General features: G+C 72.4%; 19 protein-coding genes. 12 read left to right on the forward strand and 7 right to left on the reverse strand.

What is annotated here, in order from left to right; genetic code table 11:
- The first annotated feature begins 189 nt into the window (after positions 1–189).
- The gene (locus tag AB0J86_RS30900) at positions 190–1023 is read left to right on the forward strand and encodes a DUF1028 domain-containing protein (RefSeq protein ID WP_363861180.1); all 834 of its coding nucleotides are present in this window, start codon (positions 190–192) and stop codon (positions 1021–1023) included.
- A 32-nt stretch (positions 1024–1055) separates the two neighbouring features.
- Here AB0J86_RS30900 and AB0J86_RS30905 read toward each other — a convergent pair whose 3' ends face one another.
- Entirely contained in the window at positions 1056–1589 is a 534-nt protein-coding gene (locus AB0J86_RS30905) for an SMI1/KNR4 family protein (RefSeq protein WP_363861181.1), read from the reverse strand.
- Between the two features lie 171 nt (positions 1590–1760).
- Here AB0J86_RS30905 and AB0J86_RS30910 point away from each other — a divergent pair, with 171 nt between their 5' ends.
- From AB0J86_RS30910 to AB0J86_RS30925, 4 genes are all read left to right on the forward strand, one after another.
- The gene (locus AB0J86_RS30910) at positions 1761–2948 is read left to right on the forward strand and encodes a helix-turn-helix transcriptional regulator (protein ID WP_363861182.1); all 1188 of its coding nucleotides are present in this window, start codon (positions 1761–1763) and stop codon (positions 2946–2948) included.
- Positions 2949–3220: 272 nt separating this feature from the next.
- Positions 3221–3418, forward strand: a complete 198-nt coding sequence (locus AB0J86_RS30915; RefSeq protein WP_363861183.1) for a hypothetical protein — start codon at positions 3221–3223, stop codon at positions 3416–3418.
- A complete protein-coding gene (locus AB0J86_RS30920; protein ID WP_363861184.1) occupies positions 3409–3663 on the forward strand; it encodes a flavin reductase in 255 nt (84 codons plus the stop codon). Before AB0J86_RS30915 ends, AB0J86_RS30920 begins: the two co-directional genes overlap by 10 nt.
- 282 nt (positions 3664–3945) lie before the next feature.
- Positions 3946–4551 carry a DUF4240 domain-containing protein gene (locus tag AB0J86_RS30925; protein WP_363861185.1) on the forward strand — a complete coding sequence of 202 codons (606 nt, stop codon included), beginning with the start codon at positions 3946–3948 and terminating at the stop codon, positions 4549–4551.
- Between the two features lie 8 nt (positions 4552–4559).
- Here AB0J86_RS30925 and AB0J86_RS30930 read toward each other — a convergent pair whose 3' ends face one another.
- Both AB0J86_RS30930 and AB0J86_RS30935 read right to left on the reverse strand, forming a co-directional pair.
- Positions 4560–5204 (reverse strand): GNAT family N-acetyltransferase, encoded by a 645-nt coding sequence (locus tag AB0J86_RS30930; protein WP_363861186.1) that lies wholly within the window; start codon positions 5202–5204, stop codon positions 4560–4562.
- Between the two features lie 18 nt (positions 5205–5222).
- Positions 5223–6326, reverse strand: a complete 1104-nt coding sequence (locus AB0J86_RS30935; protein ID WP_363861187.1) for a nitric oxide synthase oxygenase — start codon at positions 6324–6326, stop codon at positions 5223–5225.
- A gap of 622 nt (positions 6327–6948) precedes the next feature.
- Here AB0J86_RS30935 and AB0J86_RS30940 point away from each other — a divergent pair.
- Positions 6949–7836, forward strand: a complete 888-nt coding sequence (locus AB0J86_RS30940; protein WP_363861188.1) for a TauD/TfdA family dioxygenase — start codon at positions 6949–6951, stop codon at positions 7834–7836.
- A gap of 38 nt (positions 7837–7874) precedes the next feature.
- Complete coding sequence (locus tag AB0J86_RS30945) at positions 7875–8336, forward strand: hypothetical protein (RefSeq protein ID WP_363861189.1); 462 nt, start codon at positions 7875–7877, stop codon at positions 8334–8336.
- A 49-nt stretch (positions 8337–8385) separates the two neighbouring features.
- Here AB0J86_RS30945 and AB0J86_RS30950 read toward each other — a convergent pair whose 3' ends face one another.
- The gene (locus tag AB0J86_RS30950) at positions 8386–9351 is read right to left on the reverse strand and encodes a hypothetical protein (RefSeq protein ID WP_363861190.1); all 966 of its coding nucleotides are present in this window, start codon (positions 9349–9351) and stop codon (positions 8386–8388) included.
- Between the two features lie 218 nt (positions 9352–9569).
- Entirely contained in the window at positions 9570–10550 is a 981-nt protein-coding gene (locus AB0J86_RS30955) for a WYL domain-containing protein (RefSeq protein WP_363861191.1), read from the reverse strand.
- Positions 10551–10735: 185 nt separating this feature from the next.
- Here AB0J86_RS30955 and AB0J86_RS30960 point away from each other — a divergent pair, with 185 nt between their 5' ends.
- From AB0J86_RS30960 to AB0J86_RS30970, 3 genes are all read left to right on the forward strand, one after another.
- Positions 10736–11335, forward strand: coding sequence for a DinB family protein (locus AB0J86_RS30960; protein ID WP_363861192.1), 600 nt, complete (start codon positions 10736–10738; stop codon positions 11333–11335).
- Positions 11336–11575: 240 nt separating this feature from the next.
- Positions 11576–12709: a hypothetical protein gene (locus AB0J86_RS30965; protein ID WP_363861193.1), complete on the forward strand. Its 1134-nt coding sequence runs from the start codon at positions 11576–11578 to the stop codon at positions 12707–12709.
- Positions 12706–13269: a SigE family RNA polymerase sigma factor gene (locus AB0J86_RS30970; protein WP_363861194.1), complete on the forward strand. Its 564-nt coding sequence runs from the start codon at positions 12706–12708 to the stop codon at positions 13267–13269. Before AB0J86_RS30965 ends, AB0J86_RS30970 begins: the two co-directional genes overlap by 4 nt.
- A 16-nt stretch (positions 13270–13285) precedes the next feature.
- Here the strand turns inward: AB0J86_RS30970 and AB0J86_RS30975 are convergent, their stop codons facing one another.
- Positions 13286–13957, reverse strand: coding sequence for a maleylpyruvate isomerase N-terminal domain-containing protein (locus tag AB0J86_RS30975; RefSeq protein WP_363861195.1), 672 nt, complete (start codon positions 13955–13957; stop codon positions 13286–13288).
- A gap of 83 nt (positions 13958–14040) precedes the next feature.
- The gene (locus AB0J86_RS30980; RefSeq protein WP_363861196.1) at positions 14041–14976 is read right to left on the reverse strand and encodes a phosphatase PAP2 family protein; all 936 of its coding nucleotides are present in this window, start codon (positions 14974–14976) and stop codon (positions 14041–14043) included.
- 524 nt (positions 14977–15500) lie between these two features.
- Here AB0J86_RS30980 and AB0J86_RS30985 point away from each other — a divergent pair.
- Both AB0J86_RS30985 and AB0J86_RS30990 read left to right on the forward strand, forming a co-directional pair.
- Entirely contained in the window at positions 15501–16298 is a 798-nt protein-coding gene (locus tag AB0J86_RS30985) for an SAM-dependent methyltransferase (RefSeq protein WP_363861197.1), read from the forward strand.
- 108 nt (positions 16299–16406) lie between these two features.
- Entirely contained in the window at positions 16407–17078 is a 672-nt protein-coding gene (locus AB0J86_RS30990) for a DUF3159 domain-containing protein (protein WP_363861198.1), read from the forward strand.
- Positions 17079–17507: the final 429 nt, after the last annotated feature.

Below are 17507 nucleotides of genomic sequence, written 5' to 3' on the forward strand. Positions count from 1 at the left end.
CACCCAGCGAGACCGAGCGAAAGGGCCCGAGCGCCGTGCCGGACACGATCACGTCCCCCGCGCCTCTAGTGTTCAGGTGACGGCTGGGGGGCGGGGGCGGCCCGGGCTCGTGGTGCGCGGGATCGTCCCCGGGCGGGCGGGGCGTCGTCGGGCGTACCCGAAGGTCGCCTCGGCTTGTAGCCTCTCGACGTGACCTTCTCGATCGTGGCGCGTTCCGCGGACGGCCGGCTGCACGGCGTCGCCGTCGCCAGTAAATTCCTCGCCGCCGGGGCGCTGGTGCCGGCCGCCGAGGCCGAGGTGGGCGCGCTCGCCACCCAGGCGCACGTCAACCTCGCCTACCGGCCGCAGGGCCTGGCGCTGCTGCGTACCGGGGTGGCGGCGGCCGACGTGGTGGCCGGCCTGACGGCCGCCGACCCGGGCCGCGCGCAGCGACAGCTCGGCGTGGTCGGGGCGAGCGGCGACGGCGCCACGTACACCGGTGCCGAGTGCCACGACTGGGCGGGTGGCCAGGCCGGCGACGGCTGGGCGGTCCAGGGCAACATCCTCGCCGGCCCGCACGTCGTCGACGCGATCCGCGACGCCTGGCTCGGCGCCACCCAGCCGCGCTTCGCCGAACGGCTGGTGGCCGCGCTGCTCGCCGGTGACGAGGCCGGGGGCGACCGGCGTGGTCGGCAGAGCGCCGGGCTGCTGGTGGTCGCCAAGGGAGCCGGGTACGCGGGCACCAGCGACGTCCTGGTCGACCTGCGCGTGGACGACCACCCCGATCCGGTACGCGAGCTGCGCCGGCTGCTGGACATCCACACCATGCTGTTCGAGCGCCCCGACCCGGCGACCCTGCTCGACCTGGACGGGGAGTTGGCCGGCGAGGTGTCGCGGTTGCTGGCCGAGGCCGGGTACCCGGTCGGCGCGGGCGGTGTCGACGGCGCGCTCGCGTCCTGGGCCGGGGTGGAGAACCTGGAGGAGCGGATCGTGCCGGGCCGGATCGACCCGCTGGTCCTGGCCCACCTGCGCGCCCGCACCTGAGACCGCGTGAAAGGTCCTTGCGGACCCGCCGATCAGTCGTCGATGTCGTACTCGGATTCGTCGACGAGGCCCGACACGAAGGTCTCGAAGTCGGGGGCGAGGACCGTGATTTGGTAGTTCCGCTCCTGGTCGACGTGTACGACGGCCGGCTCACCGGGCGATCGGTAGTCGAGGGCGACCATGTCGTGACCCGCCGACGGACAGTCGGCGATGTAGATGCCGATGTCGGGGTAGCCCCATTCCGCTACCCAGAACGTGCTGCCGAACTCGCCGCAAAGGCTGAACCGAGCAGTTCGACCGATCGCCGCCAGCGTGTGGACGCCAACATGGTCCTCAGCCCAGGAGGTCCTACCCCGTGCGGGGTGGGCGTCACGGGCGAACAGGCCGCCGTTGTGTCGCCGGGCCAGGTCGACGTACGCGCTGGGCAACTGGTATCCGAGCTGCGCTTCCACCGCTCGCAAAACGTCGTCGGTTAGCGGGTCCTCCAACGGGCCGGACTTGTCGAAGACAGCTGCTGGATCGAGCACGGGTCGACGGTAGTCGGTTGGCGTCCGGTAGCCCATCATTCGACTGACGAGGGCGGGCTACCGCGATGCGGGGCGGCCTGATCAGCACGAGCGGCGAACGGGTCAGCTTTCGACCACACTCCGCAATCGTCGCGGTGTACCGTCCGAAGTAGGCGGTGTGCCGGGTGACGGTTGGCCGCCCACCCAGACCTCTACCTGGGAGATCCCATCATGGCCAGTACCGCCATCGGCACTCGGATCTCGGCCCTGCGCCGTCGGCGCCGCATGTCGCAGCGGGAGCTTGCCGAGGCGGCAGGCGTATCGGTCGACATCATCAGAAAGCTGGAGCAGGGACAGCGTACGACCGCCCGGCTTGAGACGGTCGCCGCCCTCGCTCACGCCCTGGACGTGAGCCCCGCAGAGCTGCTGCGACCGCATCGCGGGCTGGTGACGGGCGCGGAGGACGGCGAGGTCGGCGCCATCCGCCGTGCGGTCCTGGGCGTCCGGGCAGCCGCCGAGGAGCCACCCGCCCTGCCCGTGCTCCGGCGAGCGACCGCCGAACTCTGGCAGCTCTACTGGGCCGGCCGGTACGCCCAGCTCGCGCGCTCCCTGCCCGAGCGGATCACGCAGGCACGGGCGCTTGCCCGCGAGGCGAACGAATCCTCGGCCGCGTACGCGCTGCTCGCCGAGCTGTTGCAGATGACCGCGAGCCTGCTCGCCCACCTCGCACACGAGGACTTGGCCCATCTCGCCCTCGCCGAGGCGATGCGGGCGGCCGAGGCGTCCGGCGACGAGTTGCTGCACGCCGCCCACCAGGCGACCCGGTCGTGGGTGCTCTCCAGGCAGGGCCTGTGGGCGGAGGCGGAGCAGGTCGCGGTGGAGACTGCCGCCACGATCGAGCCCACCCTGTCTCGGGCGGCACCGGATCAGGTGGCGGTCTGGGGCGAGCTGCTGCGGTATGGGACGACGGCAGTGGCACGGTCGGGCCGACAGTCGGAGGCGCAGACGCTTCTGGGAATGGTGACGGCTGCCGCGGCTCGCATGGGTGGCGACGTGCCCACGAAGTACCTGGGACTGGCGTTCGGACCGACGGTGGCCGCCATGAAGGCCGTCGACGTGGCCATCGCCGCCGACCGCCCTCGGCAGGCGATCAAGCTTGCCGAGCGGGTGGAGCACCCCGAGGTGCTGCCCACGGCGATGCACGCCCGGTACCTGCTCAATGTGGCGTGGGCGTACGCGGCGGATTGGCGCAGTCAGGACGCGGTGGACGTGCTGCGACGGGTGGAGGCGCTGGCGCCGGAGATGATGCAACACCAGACCATCGCGCGGTCGATCGTCGGAGAGCTACTGCCGCGCCGCAACCGCCAGCGACTGCCTGGCCTGGTGGCTCTCGCCGACCGGATGGGCGTCAGCGGGTAGGACATCACGTCCGCGCAGGTCAGGGAGGCTCTGCCCGACTAGGGCGTCACGTATCACTACAGATGCCGACCGCGTCTTTACGGTGCGTAGCGGGACGTGGTGAACAGGCAGTTCCCACCGGTGCCGGCATGTTCGCCGCGTCCCCTCCCAGTCGGGCGCTGCCGCCGGTTTCCCCCGAGGTGCCGCGCCCGTCCACGGGGCGCGGCGGTCGATCTCGGTCACCATTCCTCCGGCCGTCGCGCCCCCCCTGACGACCCGAGGTGATGCGATCAATGGGACTGTGGTTCCCGAAGCGGCTGCCCGGCGAGGAGAGAACGCGGCCGAGACCGAAACCAATACCGAAACCGCCTGATCCGAAGCCCGAGGAGAAACCCAAACCGGAGACGGCCTCGTACGTCGTGGTGCTGCTGCGCGAAACCGCCTGGGTCCTCGGCGGCCTCTGCCTGCTGATGGTGCTGCCGTGGCCGTGACCGGACACGACCCGAAGCGGCCGGAGTGGATGTGCGACACCTGCCCGCCCGCCACCGAATGGCCATGCTCGCCGGCGAAGGTCAGACTGGGTGAGCGGTACCGCGACAGCCTCGGCCTGGCGATGCACATGCGGTACATGCTGGACCTTGCCGCAAAGGACCTGGCCGATCTCGATCCGAGGCTCAACCCGAGTCAGCTGCACGAGCGCTTCATCGGGTGGACCCGGCCGGAGAGACCGCGGTGATCCCCGGCTCTGGCGACGTGGTGCGGGTCGACCGGACCGTCAGCGTGCAGTTCGTCGACCCGTTCCTGTTCCGCGTGATCCGGCTGCCGACCTGGGAGACCTACCACGGCTGGATCTGGCTGGAGGGGTACGTGCTCGGCAGGAACGGCGCGGCCGGCGCCCGGCGGCTACCGGCGCTGACCCGCGACACGCCCCTTCACGCGCGCTCGACGGCAGGTCACCGCCCTTCCTGGGTACGAGGGCTCGCCGAGATTGTCACAGCGGTGCCGGAGACTCCTCGGCGTGGACGAGGATGGGTTCTGGCAGGTGGTGGAGCGGGCCCGAGCGGCGGCCGGTCCGGCGGCGGACCTGGCCCGCCGGGACGGCCGACCGAGCGCGGTGACCGACGCCCTGGTGGTGGAGTTGGCCCGGCTGCCGCTGCCGGAGATCGTGGCGTTCGACCGGCGGCTCGACGACGTCCTCGACCGGGCCGACACCTGGGATCTCGCGGCGGCGTGCTGGGTCATCGAGCACGGCTTCCTCTCCGACGACGGATTCTCCGACTTCCGGGCGGGGCTCGTCGGCTTCGGCCGCAGCGGGTTCGAGGCCGTCGTGGCCGAGCCGGACGCGCTCGCCGCGCATCCCGCCGTACGGGAGATCGGCGCGTCGGCCGGGCACGGCCTCTGGATCGGCGACGAGCAGTTCCTGTACGCGGCGCATCGGGCGTACGAGCAACTCACCGGCGATCCCGACGCGTTCTGGGACGCCGCCGCCGCTGACGGGGACCCGGCCCGACCCGCCGGTGGCCCGGAACCTTCCGACGAGCGCTGGGATCTTCGTGACGAGGAGGAGTGGCGAAGGAGGCTACCCCGGCTCGCCGCGCGCTTCCTCGCCCACCGGCTCGGCTAGGCCGCGTCCTAGACGCCCGGCACCACCGACCCGTTCGCCGCGCCGGTCGCCGCGGAGCCGCTTCCGGTGACGCGTCCGGCTGCGGGTTCTCCGGCCGGGTCGATCCGGTGCGACCACCGGCCCGTGCGCCGGAAGTGGTCTTCGAGGTCGGCCCGCCGGGCGTACATGAAATAGCCGGTGACCGAACGCCCGTCCTTGCGGGCGTAGTCGTGCAGCCGCCCGTACTCCTGGAAGCCCAGGCGCTGCCAGAGCCGCATCGGGCCGTCGTCACGCACTTCGAGCGTGAGGATGTCGCAACCCATCTCGGCCGTCGCCCGGAGGGCCTCCGCGAAGCCCGTGTCGAGAAACCGGCCACGGTGGTCCGGGTGGATCACGCAACGGCGCAGGTCCACGACGTGCCGGCGACCGGGCTGCGGCGCCCGGGCGAGGGTGACCATACCGATGACCCGCTCCCCCTCGCCGCGCACGAGCAGCAGCCTGACCGCGCCCCGACGCAGTTCCTCGTCGAAGGCCCGCATCAACGCGAGTCCGTCCTCGTCGTTGAGCGGTTCGTTGAAGCCGAGGTTCCGCTCCTGGACGGCCACCCCGTTCATCAGGTCGAGCATTTCGCGCATGTCCCTGGCGGACAGCGCCTTCGGCCACTCAAGCCTCATCGAAGCCTCCCGACGTCGTCAGATATCGGCCGCGCCGGAGCGCATCGCGTGCGGGCACGCGTCCGCCGCCTGCTGTCGGACGAAATTGGGCCGAACATCGAAGTCCGGCGGGTCGAAGGTGCGGTGGAACGCCGGTGTCGTGCTGCTCGACAGCGGCGGGTTCACCCAGGACCAGTCGGTCGGCACGGTACGCCCCTGCCGTTCCTCCCGCTCGACGTACTGCACGAAGTGCCGGGCCGCGGTGTGGTGGTCGTACATGCGCACGCCGGCGGCGTTGAAGCTGTGCAGAACGGCGTAGGTGAGTTCGACCAGAGCCCGATCCTTCCACATCGTGCGATCGTTGGAGGTGTCCAGGCCCATCTTCTCCGCGACGATCGGCAGCTTGTTGTACCGGTCTTCGTCGCTGAAATTCCGCGCGCCTATTTCGGTGTTCAGGTACCAGCCGGTGAATGGTGCGCAGGTGTAGGTGAGACCGCCCAGTTCCAGCGCCATCTCGGAGAGCGCGGGATTGGCGTACCATTTCAGCCCCAGTTCCTCGAACCAGGGCAGGTCCGGATGGCGGATCGGAACTTCCAGCGCGGTTCCGGCCGGCACGTCGTACCATTTCACCCCGTCGTCGGGCGTCGTGACGACAAGTGGCAGAAAATCGTACGGCGTACCCGCACCGCGCCAGCCGAGGCGCTGGACGTGGTCGGTGAGGTCGGCGGTCGCCGGGTCACCGACCACGCTGCCGTCGGGCTGTCGGTACCCGGCATAGCGGAGCAGGTGCGGATTGGATATCCGGATGGCTCCCCCGTCCGGGGCGCGGGGCGGAAACACGGATATGACGGCTTCGATCTTCCCCGCGTTGGTCGAGGTGCGGACGTGCTCCCAGCAGGCTTCGGCGATGCTGTCCGCGCTCGTCCGGTCCCGGAAGTCGAGCAGCTTGAGCGACTTCCAGTGCATGCGCCCCACGCAGCGTGCGTGGTTCCGCCAGGCGAGGCGCGCACCGATGAGCAGCTCCTCGGCGGTGTGCGTGTACGTACCCGTCTCCTCGATGTCGCGCAACACCTGCGCCCGGCGCTCCGGCGGTATGTGCGAAAGCTCGGGAAGGGCGAAGAAGTGCTCCGCGCCTCGGCGCACCTGCTCGATCCGATCCCGGGGGGCGGTCGACGGCGACGTACGGGCGGCCCGCTCGGCGGAAGTAGACAATGATCTCCCCAGTCAGGCGCTATTATGTGCAAGGAATCGCGTCGGAAAAGCAATGGAGCCCCGCCCTAATTGCTTCCCTTCCCCGATGCGTCAGATGTCGCGTGTTGTCTGCGGAGTGTAATGACACAGTGGACGGCCAACAAGGCTGAATTCCGCCTGAGACGTAGATCACACGGCTCTTTGATCGGCTATACCGACGTGCTGTAATGCAGGCCTCAACCGCCGGGAGCGTCGATTACCAACTCGCGATCCGGAGCGGGCCACCCCACCGACACGCCGCCTTTGGTCCGATTTCAGGGAATTCTTTGTGCCGTAATCCGTCCGGTTGGTGCAGACGTTACAGTCCCGCCGACCGGGTCGATTCGGGCGATCACCAACAAATTCAGGACGACCCATCCGACGCCAAGGGGCATTTATGCTGACCAGCCCAGCAGCGCCAGGCTCCGAAATCACTCTGCCGGAGTCCGCCAGAGCGGCCGTCATCCGGGCCGCGCACGATCGGGTCCGCGCCGGAGCGCTCGGCGAGACAGTCCTCCAGCAGCCCGATTGGCGGTTGGCCCAGCCCCTCGCCGAGGCACTTCGCCGGACGCTCACTCCGCCGGTACTGGCGCGGGGCTTCGTACTGGTGCCCGGGCTCTTCGCCGACCTGCCCGATCCGGGTCCGACGCCCCGGCACTGGAAGGAGGTCGACCCGGAGCGGAGCGCCCCCCTCGACGTGGCGCTGGCCCTGGTCGCCGCCGCCCTGGGGCGCGTCTTCGGCTGGACCAACCAGCAGGCCGGGCGGAGCGTCCACAACATACTGCCCAGTCCGGAACACAGCCACGAGCAGGTCGGCGCGAGCAGTACCGTGCCGCTCGTCTGGCACACCGAGGACGCGTTCCACCCGGAGCGGGCCGACCTGGTGATACTGGCCTGCGTCCGCAACCCGGATCTGATCGGCACCCGGCTCGCCGGGATACGCGACGCGGCGGTCACCGACGCGGACCTGGCCCAGCTCGGCCGACCGCTCCTGGCCATCGAGCCGGACGACAGCTACGGTGCCGGGGCGTCGGCCGGGGCCGTACCGGTGGGCATGTCCACGGTCTGGAACGGTCCCACGGGTCGATGCGTCCGGTACGACCCCTCGTACACCCGGCTGATGACCGACGACGCGCGGTTCGTGGCGGCGTTCCGGCGGCTGGAGGGCGCCTTCGAGGCGTGCGGCCGCGCCGTGGCTCTCGCGCCGGGCGACCTGCTCATCCTGGACAACGACACGATGGTGCACGGGCGCGCCCCCTTCCGCGCCCGGTACGACGGCGGCGATCGATGGCTCAAGCGGGTGCTGGTCCGACTGCCGCGTACGCGCCCGGAGCCCGAACGACGGGAGCACGGCTACCACCAGGATCCGGTCTACCCGGACGCCATCTCGCGGTCCGAGCAATGTGCCCCGGATCACCCTTGAGCCGGTGAATCCGCGCCGGCCGCATCCGTCCTCCTGGTGTGGACGACACGATATGGCGAAGGGCCTCCGAGGCGAGCCTGGTGATCCGTACCGACTTCGCGCACGAGGACGAGTGGACCCGGTTGCGGGCGGCGATCGTCGAGCCGCAGACCGAGGACGAGTTCGAGGCGCACGTCGAGTTCGTCGACGACCGGGCGTACGAGGGGGTGACCCCGGAGCGGCTGCTGCGCCTCGTACCGGCCGATTCGAGCGAACGGTTCGTCTTCCTCGTGGACACGGAGACGCTCACGCACCCCGATCGGCCGGTCCTCGTGCTGAACCTGTACGACTGGGTCGAGGGCCTCGAAGACCAGGGCAAGGGACCACGCTACGGAGACACGTTCCGGGTGGTCCCGGCTGAGGTGCACTCCGTGGAGGCCAACCTGGCGCTGGCGAACATGGACTGGGAGGAGTTCGCGGACGGCGTCGACGACGACGGCGTCTTCCGCGGCTTCGAATAGACCGTACGGCCCGGCACCGGACCTGCCGGTGCCGGGCCGTACGGCGGGGTCACTCCTGGAAGTGGCCCGGGCCGAAGACCTGCCAGACCGGGGTGCGCGGGTCGGCGATCGAGCGGTACGGGGCGGTGAAGCTCATCGCCTGCGAGGTCGACCGCTTGATCGCCCAGAGGGTCGGCTGGCCGCCCGAACGGTCCCACGCGATGCCCTGGCCCTCGACGCCGGGCAGGTCGACGGTGGCGACCCAGCGCAGCTCCGCGCCCGCGTCCGGCAGCGTCATGACGTACGCCTCGCCGAGGTCGTGGCCGGTCAGCCAGAGCCGACCGTCCGGGCCCCACGAGCCGCCGGAGTTGCTCATCGGCTTGAACCGGTCGAGGATCGCCTTCGGGATGTTCCACGCCTCGACGACCTGGAAGTGGTCGTCCAGCTTGACGACCTGCGTGTTGTACGTGCCGCCGTACGGCTCGGTCTCGCCGTCCGGGACCTCGTCGTAGTTGGCGAAGCCCGCCCACCACGCGCCGTCGTGCCGGTCGAGCCAGGTCAGCGAACCCCGGTAGATGCCGAAGCTGTGCGTGTCGACGTGCCGCATCGTCCTGGTGTCGAAGACCTCGATCGAGCTTTCCATCGGCGACTCGTCGTAGTTGGAGTGCGCGACGTACAGCTTGTCGCCGACCACGGCGGCGCTGTCCATGTGGATGATCGGGCCGTCGTCGTCGGAGACGAACTGGAGCACCGGCGCGCCGGTGGCCCGGTCGTGCTTGGTGATCTTGCGGTTGTCCACCACGTAGAAGTACTTCTTGTCGACCGCGACGGCCTGGCGGGCGTCGAACGTCGGGTACGCCCGGACGAGCGTGGCGGCGAACGTCGGCGGCGTGGCCGCGGCGGCCTGCGCCGCGGGCACCATGGCGTCGGCGGGCGCGGGGAGCGCGTGGGCGGGCGCGAGGGCCGCGCTCAGGGCCACGGCCCCGACACCCAGCGAGGCGGCGAGTCCGACGGCTATCTTGGTACGGGCGATCACTGTTCCTCCTACCGGCACGTTTCTGTCGACGGGGCGGCGTCGCCGCCGCGACCGTACGAGCGTGCCGATGACCCGCGCAGCCGACCTGGGCGGCCGTCAGCCCCGGGGAGAAACGTCCCTGCCTCGGCGTTCGGGCACGCGAACGCGGTCCGACGGCCGGATTAATTGATCAAGAAGCGGTGGCGCGGCGCATGCTCCGCCACCGGCGCTCGCTCCGACTACGCGTCGGCGTACCGGCGGGCCAACCGCGCGCAGGCGTCCTTCAGTTCGGCCGGGCCAACGACGGTGAAATCGGCCTCGAACCTGCCGATGGCGGTGGCCAGCCCGGCCCATGACCACGAGCCCAGGACGAGCCGGCAGCGGTCCGGGCCGAGCGCCTCCACGACCCCGTCCCGCAGGTAGCGGGAGACCACGGCGGCGGGCAGGTCGAGGATCACCTCCCCCCGGCAGGGCCAGTCACCGGACCTGCTGGCGCCCCGGAACCGGTTCGCCACGAAGGCGGCCACGTCCCCACCGGGCAGCTCCCGGGGGACGAAGCGGGGACCGGTGGGCACCCGAGGGGTGATCCGGTCGACGCGGAAGGTACGCCAGTCCTCGCGGTCGAGGTCCCAGGCGACGAGGTACCAGCGCCCGCCCCAGGTGACGAGGTGGTGGGGCTGCACCCGGCGCGGCGGGGACTGCGCGGCGTCGTCGGTCTCCCCCGGCGCGACCGCCGGGACGTAGTCGAAGCGCAGCACCTCGCGGGCGTGCACGGCGGCGCTGAGCGCCATGAGCACGCCGCGGTCGACCGGCGGGTCCGGTCGCGTCGTGGGGCGTTCGACGGCGGTGATCTGGAGGGTGTCGATCCGCCCGCGCAGCCGCGCGGGCATGACCTGCCGTACGGTGTGCAGCGCCCGCGCCGCGGCCTCCTCGATGCCGGCGCCGGCGGTGACGGCGACCTGGAGCGCGATGGCCAGCGCGACGGCCTGCTCGTCGTCGAAGAGCAGCGGGGGCAGGTTGGAGCCGGCGGCGAGCCGGTACCCGCCGTCGGGCCCCTTGGACGCCGCGATGGGATAGCCGAGTTCGCGCAGGCGGTCGACGTCGCGGCGCACCGTACGCGGACTGACCCGCAGCCGCTCGGCCAGCAGCGCCCCGGGCCAGTCCCGGCGGGCCTGGAGCAGCGAGAGCAGCGAGAGCAGTCGTGCGGACGTCTTCGGCATGGTTCTGATTCTGCCTCCAGAAGCGGACACTTCCTGACCGCTTCCCCTGCGACCGTTGTCGCGTCCCACCCAGCGACACCGGCCACTCGGCTACACCGAACACTCAGCCAACCGACCACTGCACGACACCCACTACTGGGCGACACCGACCACCCAGCGAGACCGAGCGAAAGGGCCCGAGCGCCGTGCCGGACACGATCACGTCCCCCGCCACCATTGACTCCCCCGCGACCCTCGACGCCGAGCGGAGCGATCTGCTCGCCGCGCTCGCGGAGGCGCGATCCGCCCTGACCAGGACCGTTCGCGGGCTCACCGACGAGCAGCTCGGCGAGCGCCCGACCGTCAGCGCGCTCTGCCTGGGCGGGGTGGTCAAGCACGTCACGGCCATGGAGGAGGGGTGGCTCCGCTTCGCCGTCGAGGGCGCCTCGGCGATGCGGTACGACCTGCCCGAGGGGGTCACCTGGGCCGAGATCATGGCCGGTACCGCGCGCGAGGTCCCGCAGTGGATGATCGACCACGAGAACGGCTTCCGGATGCTGCCCGGCGAGACGCTGGCGGGAATCCTCGCGCGCTACGAGGAGGTGGCCGCCCGCACCGAGGAGATCGTCGCCGCCCTGCCCGACCTGTCAGCGACGCATCCACTGCCGGATGCCCCCTGGGAGGAAGCGACCGGGGCGGTGTGGAGCATCCGTCGGGCGCTCACGCACGTCGTCATCGAGACCGCCCAGCACGCGGGGCAGGCCGACATCCTGCGCGAGACCCTCGACGCGCAGCAGGCAACCTGAGCGGAGCCGAGACCGCCCGACCGGCGCTCGTCCCGACCGGAGCGGCCGGAGCACCCCGGGTGGGATGCTCCGGCCACCTTCACCCGACCGAAGGGATAGGGCGTGCGGACCCCGCTGACCGGTACGCCCCGCGCCGCCGTCCCCCCGGTCGGGGGCGGCACACCGGACCGGTGGAACCCCCGCCGCCTCCCGATGCCTTGGTGTGGATGTACGGGTACCTCGGCGAACGGGAGTGTCGCGATGAGTGAACGGGTGGAACAACTGTTGGAAGAGGCGGTCGCCGACGTGGCGCCGCGGATCGCGGACCCGGCGGCGACGGTGGTGCGCCGGGGCCGGGTGGCGCGGTTTCGGGCGGTCACCGCGTCGGCGGTGGCGGTGCTCGCCGTGGCCGGCGGCGGGGTCGGCGTGGCCGCGCGGCTGAGCGCGGATCCGGTGCCCCCGCCACCGGTGGCGGGCGTGCTCGGCGAGCCGGAGCCGCCCCGGGTGGTCGACGGGAAGATCGTCGCGGGCAACGCGACGATTCCGGTACCGCCGGGGTGGCGGGTTGTCCCTGACGGCCCGCCACGCTGCGGGATGCAGGAAAAGGCCGTGCTGATCTCCGGCCCCGGGCAGCGCGGCTGCACCCTGGCGCCCATCGAGATACAGAGCACCTCCGCGGTGATCCCATTCGGACGCGCCTTCGCCCTGGCCCCGCCGAGTCCGTCCGTGAGCGGCCCGCACCCGCCGGGCTCGGACCGAACGTTCGTCCGCGCGATCCTGGCCGTCGAGGCACCGCACATGCTCACCCTGCCCGGTGGCGAGCCAGGCTGGCTGGTCACCGACACCGCCAGCGAACGCGGGAAGGCCAACTACGACAACACCCTCGTGCTGCCCTGGTCGCAGCTCTCGATCACGCTTCGCGTCGACGGCGTGGCGCAGCAGCGGTTCATCGACTCCATCCGCACCACGCCGCGCCCGACCACCCGACTCGCCCTGCCCGCGACGGCGGCCGAGGCGGAGTTGAGCCTGCCCCCGCTCAAGCAGGCCGATCGGGACTACGCCCGGTCGACGGATTCCGCGACGACCGGCGCGGTACTTCGGTTGCTCAACCGGCAGACGCAGATCGTCGATAACCGGCACGCCTGCGCGAGCCAGTCGCAGCCGACGGCCCGGCTCCTGCTCCGGACGGCTACGCTCCCGCCCTTCCCGACGGCCGGGACACCTGACGCCTCCCAGGCGGCCGAGCGGGCGGCGGCGGCCAGGAGTGCGACGATGATCACCATCGCGCTCGGGGACGGATGCCGGGAGGCGGTCTCCTCGCGCGGCGGTCGGGTGCGGCTGGACGAGGCCGCCTACCGGGAGCTGCTCGCGCTCATGGGGATCGGCGCCCGGTGAGCGGGGCGGAGCCCAACCGCGGGCCGGCCGGGTTCGCCGAGTTCGTCGCCGCCCGCTACCCGACCCTGGTGCGGTACGGCGCGCTGCTCACCGGCGACCGGGGCCACGGCGAGGACCTCGCACAGGAGGCGCTGGTCAAGACGTACCGGGCGTGGCGCAAGCTGCACCCGGACGGCGACGCCGAGGCGTACACCCGGCGGGTGATGACCCGGGCGGCGTGGCGCGCGGCCCGCCGGTTGTGGCGGCGGGAGGTACCGTCCGCCACGCTCCCCGAGCCTGCGCCACAGGAGCCGTACGACGAGCGCGACACCGCCCAGCTGGTGCTCGCCGCCCTGCGCCGACTGCCGGCCCAGCAGCGGGTGGTGCTGGTGCTGCGGTACTGGGGCGGGCTCTCGGAGGTGCAGATCGCCGACCAGCTCGGCTGCTCCACGGGTACGGTCAAGAGCCGGGCCAGTCGCGCGATCAGCGCCCTGCGCGCGGAGGACGGCCCCCTCGCCGGCGCCTTCACCGAACCGGAACCGGAACCCGTGCCAGTACCGGCGAGCACGGCCGTTCCCTGAGCGGGCGCCGCGACGGTCAGCCGAAGGAGAGCCAGCGGAGCCCGGCGCGGTCGATCTCGGCCCGCTCGGCATCGCTGAGCGGCAGGCGGCCGGTCGCCTTGCGGATGAAGGTGAGCCGGTCCCAGCCGAGCGGCGCGTCCGTGCCGAGCGGGTTCCCGCCGAGCAGCAGGTCGGCGACGACCCGGGCGGCGGGCTCGGTCAGCCACGGCGGCCGGTCCAGCGCCGCCGCCAGGTCCAGCCCGTGCACGCCGACCTCGACCACCCGGGTGACCAGGAACTCGTCGAGCAGCATCGGATCGCCGTGGCGGGTACGCACCACCCGGTCCGGCGCCTCGGTCGCGAGCGCGGCCCGCACCGATCTCCAGGTACGCGTGAAGTCCTCGGCGAGTTCGCGTCCGCTCGCCACCTCGCCGGCCTCGCGGCGCGCCCCGTCGACGCGGGCCGCGTCGACGGCCGGGGTGAACTTCGCCGGCCCGTAGTAGCCGGCGGCGTCCACCTCGGCGCGGGGCGGCGCCGGCTGGCCGAGCATCACCGGCAGCCGCCCCAGCGTGGTGCGGACGTGCGCCAGCAACTCCGCGACGTTCCACGGTGGGCAGCCGGTGGGCCGGTCGAAGTCGGCCTCAACCAGCCCGGCCAGCACCGTCGAGAGCCGCTCGCACTCGGCCCACAGGGCCTCCCGTACGGTCACGGGCCCGACGGTAACAGCCCGTCCGCGCACCGGCCGGGCCGCGACGGACCGGACCGCGGGCGTGGCCGCGCTCGGCCGCCGGCTCAGCCGCGCTCGGCCGCGGACCCGGCCGTGGTCGGTCGCGGGCTCAGGCGCGGGACCACCCGGTGCACGGTGGCCAGCACCGTCGCCATGGCCAGGCAGGCGGCGCCCGCGATCCCGGCGGCGCTGCCGGCGTACGCGGCGAGCAGCCGGCCCTGGCCGAGGTCCTCCGGCATCGCCACGATCGAGCCGTCGGTGAAGCCGAGCGCGACCGCCGCCGCGACCACGAGGACCAGTCCGGTCAGGACCAGCAGGGCGACCACGCCCCGGTGCGCGTCCGCCCGGTCGGCCTGGGCGCGTTCGTGCTGGGTGGCCAGGAGCAGGAGTCCGGCGACGGCGGCCCAGGCGCCGACGACGAGCACGGCCCCGACGGCGTCGCTGGGGCGGTGCCAGCCCGCCGAGAGGGTGGCGACGCCCGCGAGCGCGGTGTACGCGGCACCGATGATCGCGCCGGCCGCCCGCAGCCGCCTCGGCAGCACGAGGATGAGCGCGGCGGCGACCGAGGCGGCGATCGAGGTGTGCCCGCTCGGGAAGCTGTTGCCGGCCGCCGCGCGTTCGGGGTCCACGCCGAAGTCGGGTCGGGCGAGGGTGTACTTGAGCACCTGGTTCGTGATGTTCGCGCCGGCGACCAGGAGCATCGCCACGATCGCCAGGCCGACCCGGCGGCGGATCAACGCGATGAACGCCAGCACGGCGGTCGCCGCGAGCAGGGAGACCACCGACATCGCGTTCAGTACGTTGTCGACGATCCCGTCGACCCGGTCCTGCCCGATCGTGTTGCCGGTGAGGGCGGCGGTGTCCAGCCATTGACCGTGTCGGGTGTGTACGGCGAATCTCCAGACGACGACGAGGGCCGCCACCTGTAGTGCGGCGAGGAATACCAGCCAGGTGGCGACGAGGCCGCCTTTCCTCCCCTCCGCCCGCGTAGCCTTTTCCACTTCCGGGGATGCCTCGCCCACGGTCAGCACCATTTCCACCACCCGATCACGTTCGCCGCCCAATGCTGCCCGGCCCGCGACCGCCCTGCCCCGTACCGGGCGGCGAGCCGACTCTTTGGTCACCCGAGCCCGGCGCGGCTAAACGCGTACCTGTTCGTCGCGCGTGTCGCCGCGCCGTCAACGTGGCGGCGGGGTTCCGGGACGGCGGCGGGCGGGCGCCCCCGGGCCGGTGGTTGCGGGCCGGGTGGTCGCGGGCCGTCCTCGGGCGGACCGGTCGCCGGGTCACAATTTTGTATTGTATTAACTTTGTACGTTGACCGGTTATCGTGCCGATGCTGTCGTAGCTGATGACGGCGCTGTCACACCTGGAGACGGCGAACGGATTGCCGTTCCGCGCGAGTCTGGCCGCGCCGCCGGCCGTTCCCGCTCGGGCGGTACCACCTGTTTCCGCGCCCGAGAGACGGACTCACATGCCGGTTGGAATTCAAAATAGATCCGTTACCGACCCCGGTTCCTGGCGCGCGGTGATCCGCGCGGAGGAGCGCGACGAGCCCGACGGTTCCTTCCTCGACGACCCGCAGTCCCCGCTCTTCGCCACGGCCGAGGCGCGCGGCGAGGTGGCGTACCTGCGCGCGCTGGGCGCGCCGTGCGGTTCCGGGGTGGTACGGGCCCGCTTCGCCGACGAGATCCTCGCCGCCGCCGTCCGCTCCGGTGTCCGTCAGGTGGTCTGCCTCGGCGCCGGGTACGACACCCGCGCGTTCCGCCTCGCACTCCCGGCCGACCTCACCCTCTTCGAGCTGGAGTCGCCGGAGCAGCTCTCCGCCAAGCAGCGAGTCCTCGACGGGGCCGGACTGGTCCCGTCCTGCCGCCGCCGGGCGGTCGGTACCGACCTGCGCGGCCAGTGGCTGCCGGAGCTGCTCGCCGCCGGCTACCGTCCCGGCGAGCCGTGTCTGTGGATCGCCGAGGGTCTGCTGCACTACCTCGACCGGTCGGCCGCGGACCTGCTGATCGCCACCGTCACCACGGTCACCGCCCCGGGTTCGAGCCTCTTCTTCGACGTGCACGGCAGCCTGTTCCACCACGACCCCGCGCACCGGCGGTACCTGCGGTTCCTGCGCGGGCACGGCGCGCCGTACGCGGAGGGTTTCGACGACCCGGCCGGCTGGCTGACCGGGCACGGCTGGCGGGCCGAGGCGTACCTGCCGGCCGACCTGGCCGCGGGTCGCTGCCCCTGGCTGCCCGTGGTGCCCCGCCGGCTGCTCACCGACCACCGGCACGTCTGGTACGTGCACGCCACGATCGGTACCGCCGCGCCACGCTGAACGCCCCCCACTCGGGCTGGGCCGCGCGGCGGACCGGCGACTAGATTAGGCATGCCTAAGGGCCACCGGAGCGCGGCGCATCCGGTCGAATCGAGCGGGAGGTGGCGGGTGCGGTCGAGGGCCGGGCGGGACGAGCCGGAGTCCCTCGCCGAACTGCTCGGCGGCGGTCGCGGTGCGGTCGACGCGTCCCTGCCGCCCCTCGCCTTCGGCGTGGGCTGGCTGGTCGCGGGGCGGTCGATCTGGGGTGGCGTGATCGCCGCGCTGCTGGTCAGCGCCGCGGTTGCCGGCTGGCGCTGGCGGCGGGGCCACCGGCCACGGGCCATCCTGGTCGGGCTGCTCGCGGTCTTCGTCGCCGCGCTCGTCGCGTTGCGTACCGGCCGGGCCAGTGACTTCTTCCTGCTGCAGCTCGTCTCGAACGCGGCCAGCGCGCTGGCCTGGCTGGTCAGCATCGCGGTCCGCTGGCCGCTGCTCGGCGTGGTGGTCGGTACCGTCCTCGGCCAGCGCGGGCGGTGGCGGCGCGACCCGGCGCTGCTGCGGGCGTACCGTCGGGGCAGCGCCGTCTGGGTGCTCCAGTACGTGGTCCGGCTGGCCGTCCTCGTCCCGCTCTACTACGCCGACCAGGTGGTCGCCCTGGCCGCCGCGCGGGCCGCGCTCACCTGGCCGCTGGTGACGGCCTGCCTCGCGGTGAGCTGGTGGGTGATCCGGCGTGCGCTGCCGCCCGGGCACCCCGGGCTGCGGCATCCGCAGGAGCCCGCCCCGGCCGGGAATTTCGCCGGCTGACGGGAATTCGGGCCGGCGGCGACAAAGCTGGCGCTCCGCCGGAAAGCCGGCGGGCCGCGGGGCCGGCGACCGTGTGAAAGATCCGGTAGCGGGGTGAAAGTACCCGGGGCGGGGCGGGGCCGACGCGGAATCGCACGCGTGGCAGGACACGCCGGACGCATAGAAGGAGAGGCCACCACGGGGGAAGTGGCCTCTCCCAGGCTGTACCTTACTCCTTGTCCGGCCTCGACACGAGACGGGCCGCTCCGGAGATCGAAAAACCGTCGACCGCTCGGAGCGCCGGCGCCCCCGCGACACTGGAACCGGGCGAGCGACACGTGACGTGCCACCCGCCCGGGGGTCGGTGCCCGGCGGTCGAGCGCCGGGGGGTGGTGAGCCGGCCGGATCCGCTGCGTTGGCCAGTTCCGGCCGGCCCACCACTGCGTGGCC

Source organism: Micromonospora sp. NPDC049559 (genome assembly GCF_040676675.1).
Lineage (GTDB): Bacteria > Actinomycetota > Actinomycetes > Mycobacteriales > Micromonosporaceae > JBFAPK01.

Coding starts and splice junctions, on each gene's coding strand:
- AB0J86_RS30905 (WP_363861181.1), bottom strand. CDS start 1,589: ATGATGGGCTACCGGACGCCAACCGACTACCGTCGACCCGTGCTCGAT.
- AB0J86_RS30930 (WP_363861186.1), bottom strand. CDS start 5,204: ATGAGGCTTGAGTGGCCGAAGGCGCTGTCCGCCAGGGACATGCGCGAA.
- AB0J86_RS30965 (WP_363861193.1), top strand. CDS start 11,576: ATGAGTGAACGGGTGGAACAACTGTTGGAAGAGGCGGTCGCCGACGTG.
- AB0J86_RS30955 (WP_363861191.1), bottom strand. CDS start 10,550: ATGCCGAAGACGTCCGCACGACTGCTCTCGCTGCTCTCGCTGCTCCAG.
- AB0J86_RS30915 (WP_363861183.1), top strand. CDS start 3,221: ATGGGACTGTGGTTCCCGAAGCGGCTGCCCGGCGAGGAGAGAACGCGG.
- AB0J86_RS30910 (WP_363861182.1), top strand. CDS start 1,761: ATGGCCAGTACCGCCATCGGCACTCGGATCTCGGCCCTGCGCCGTCGG.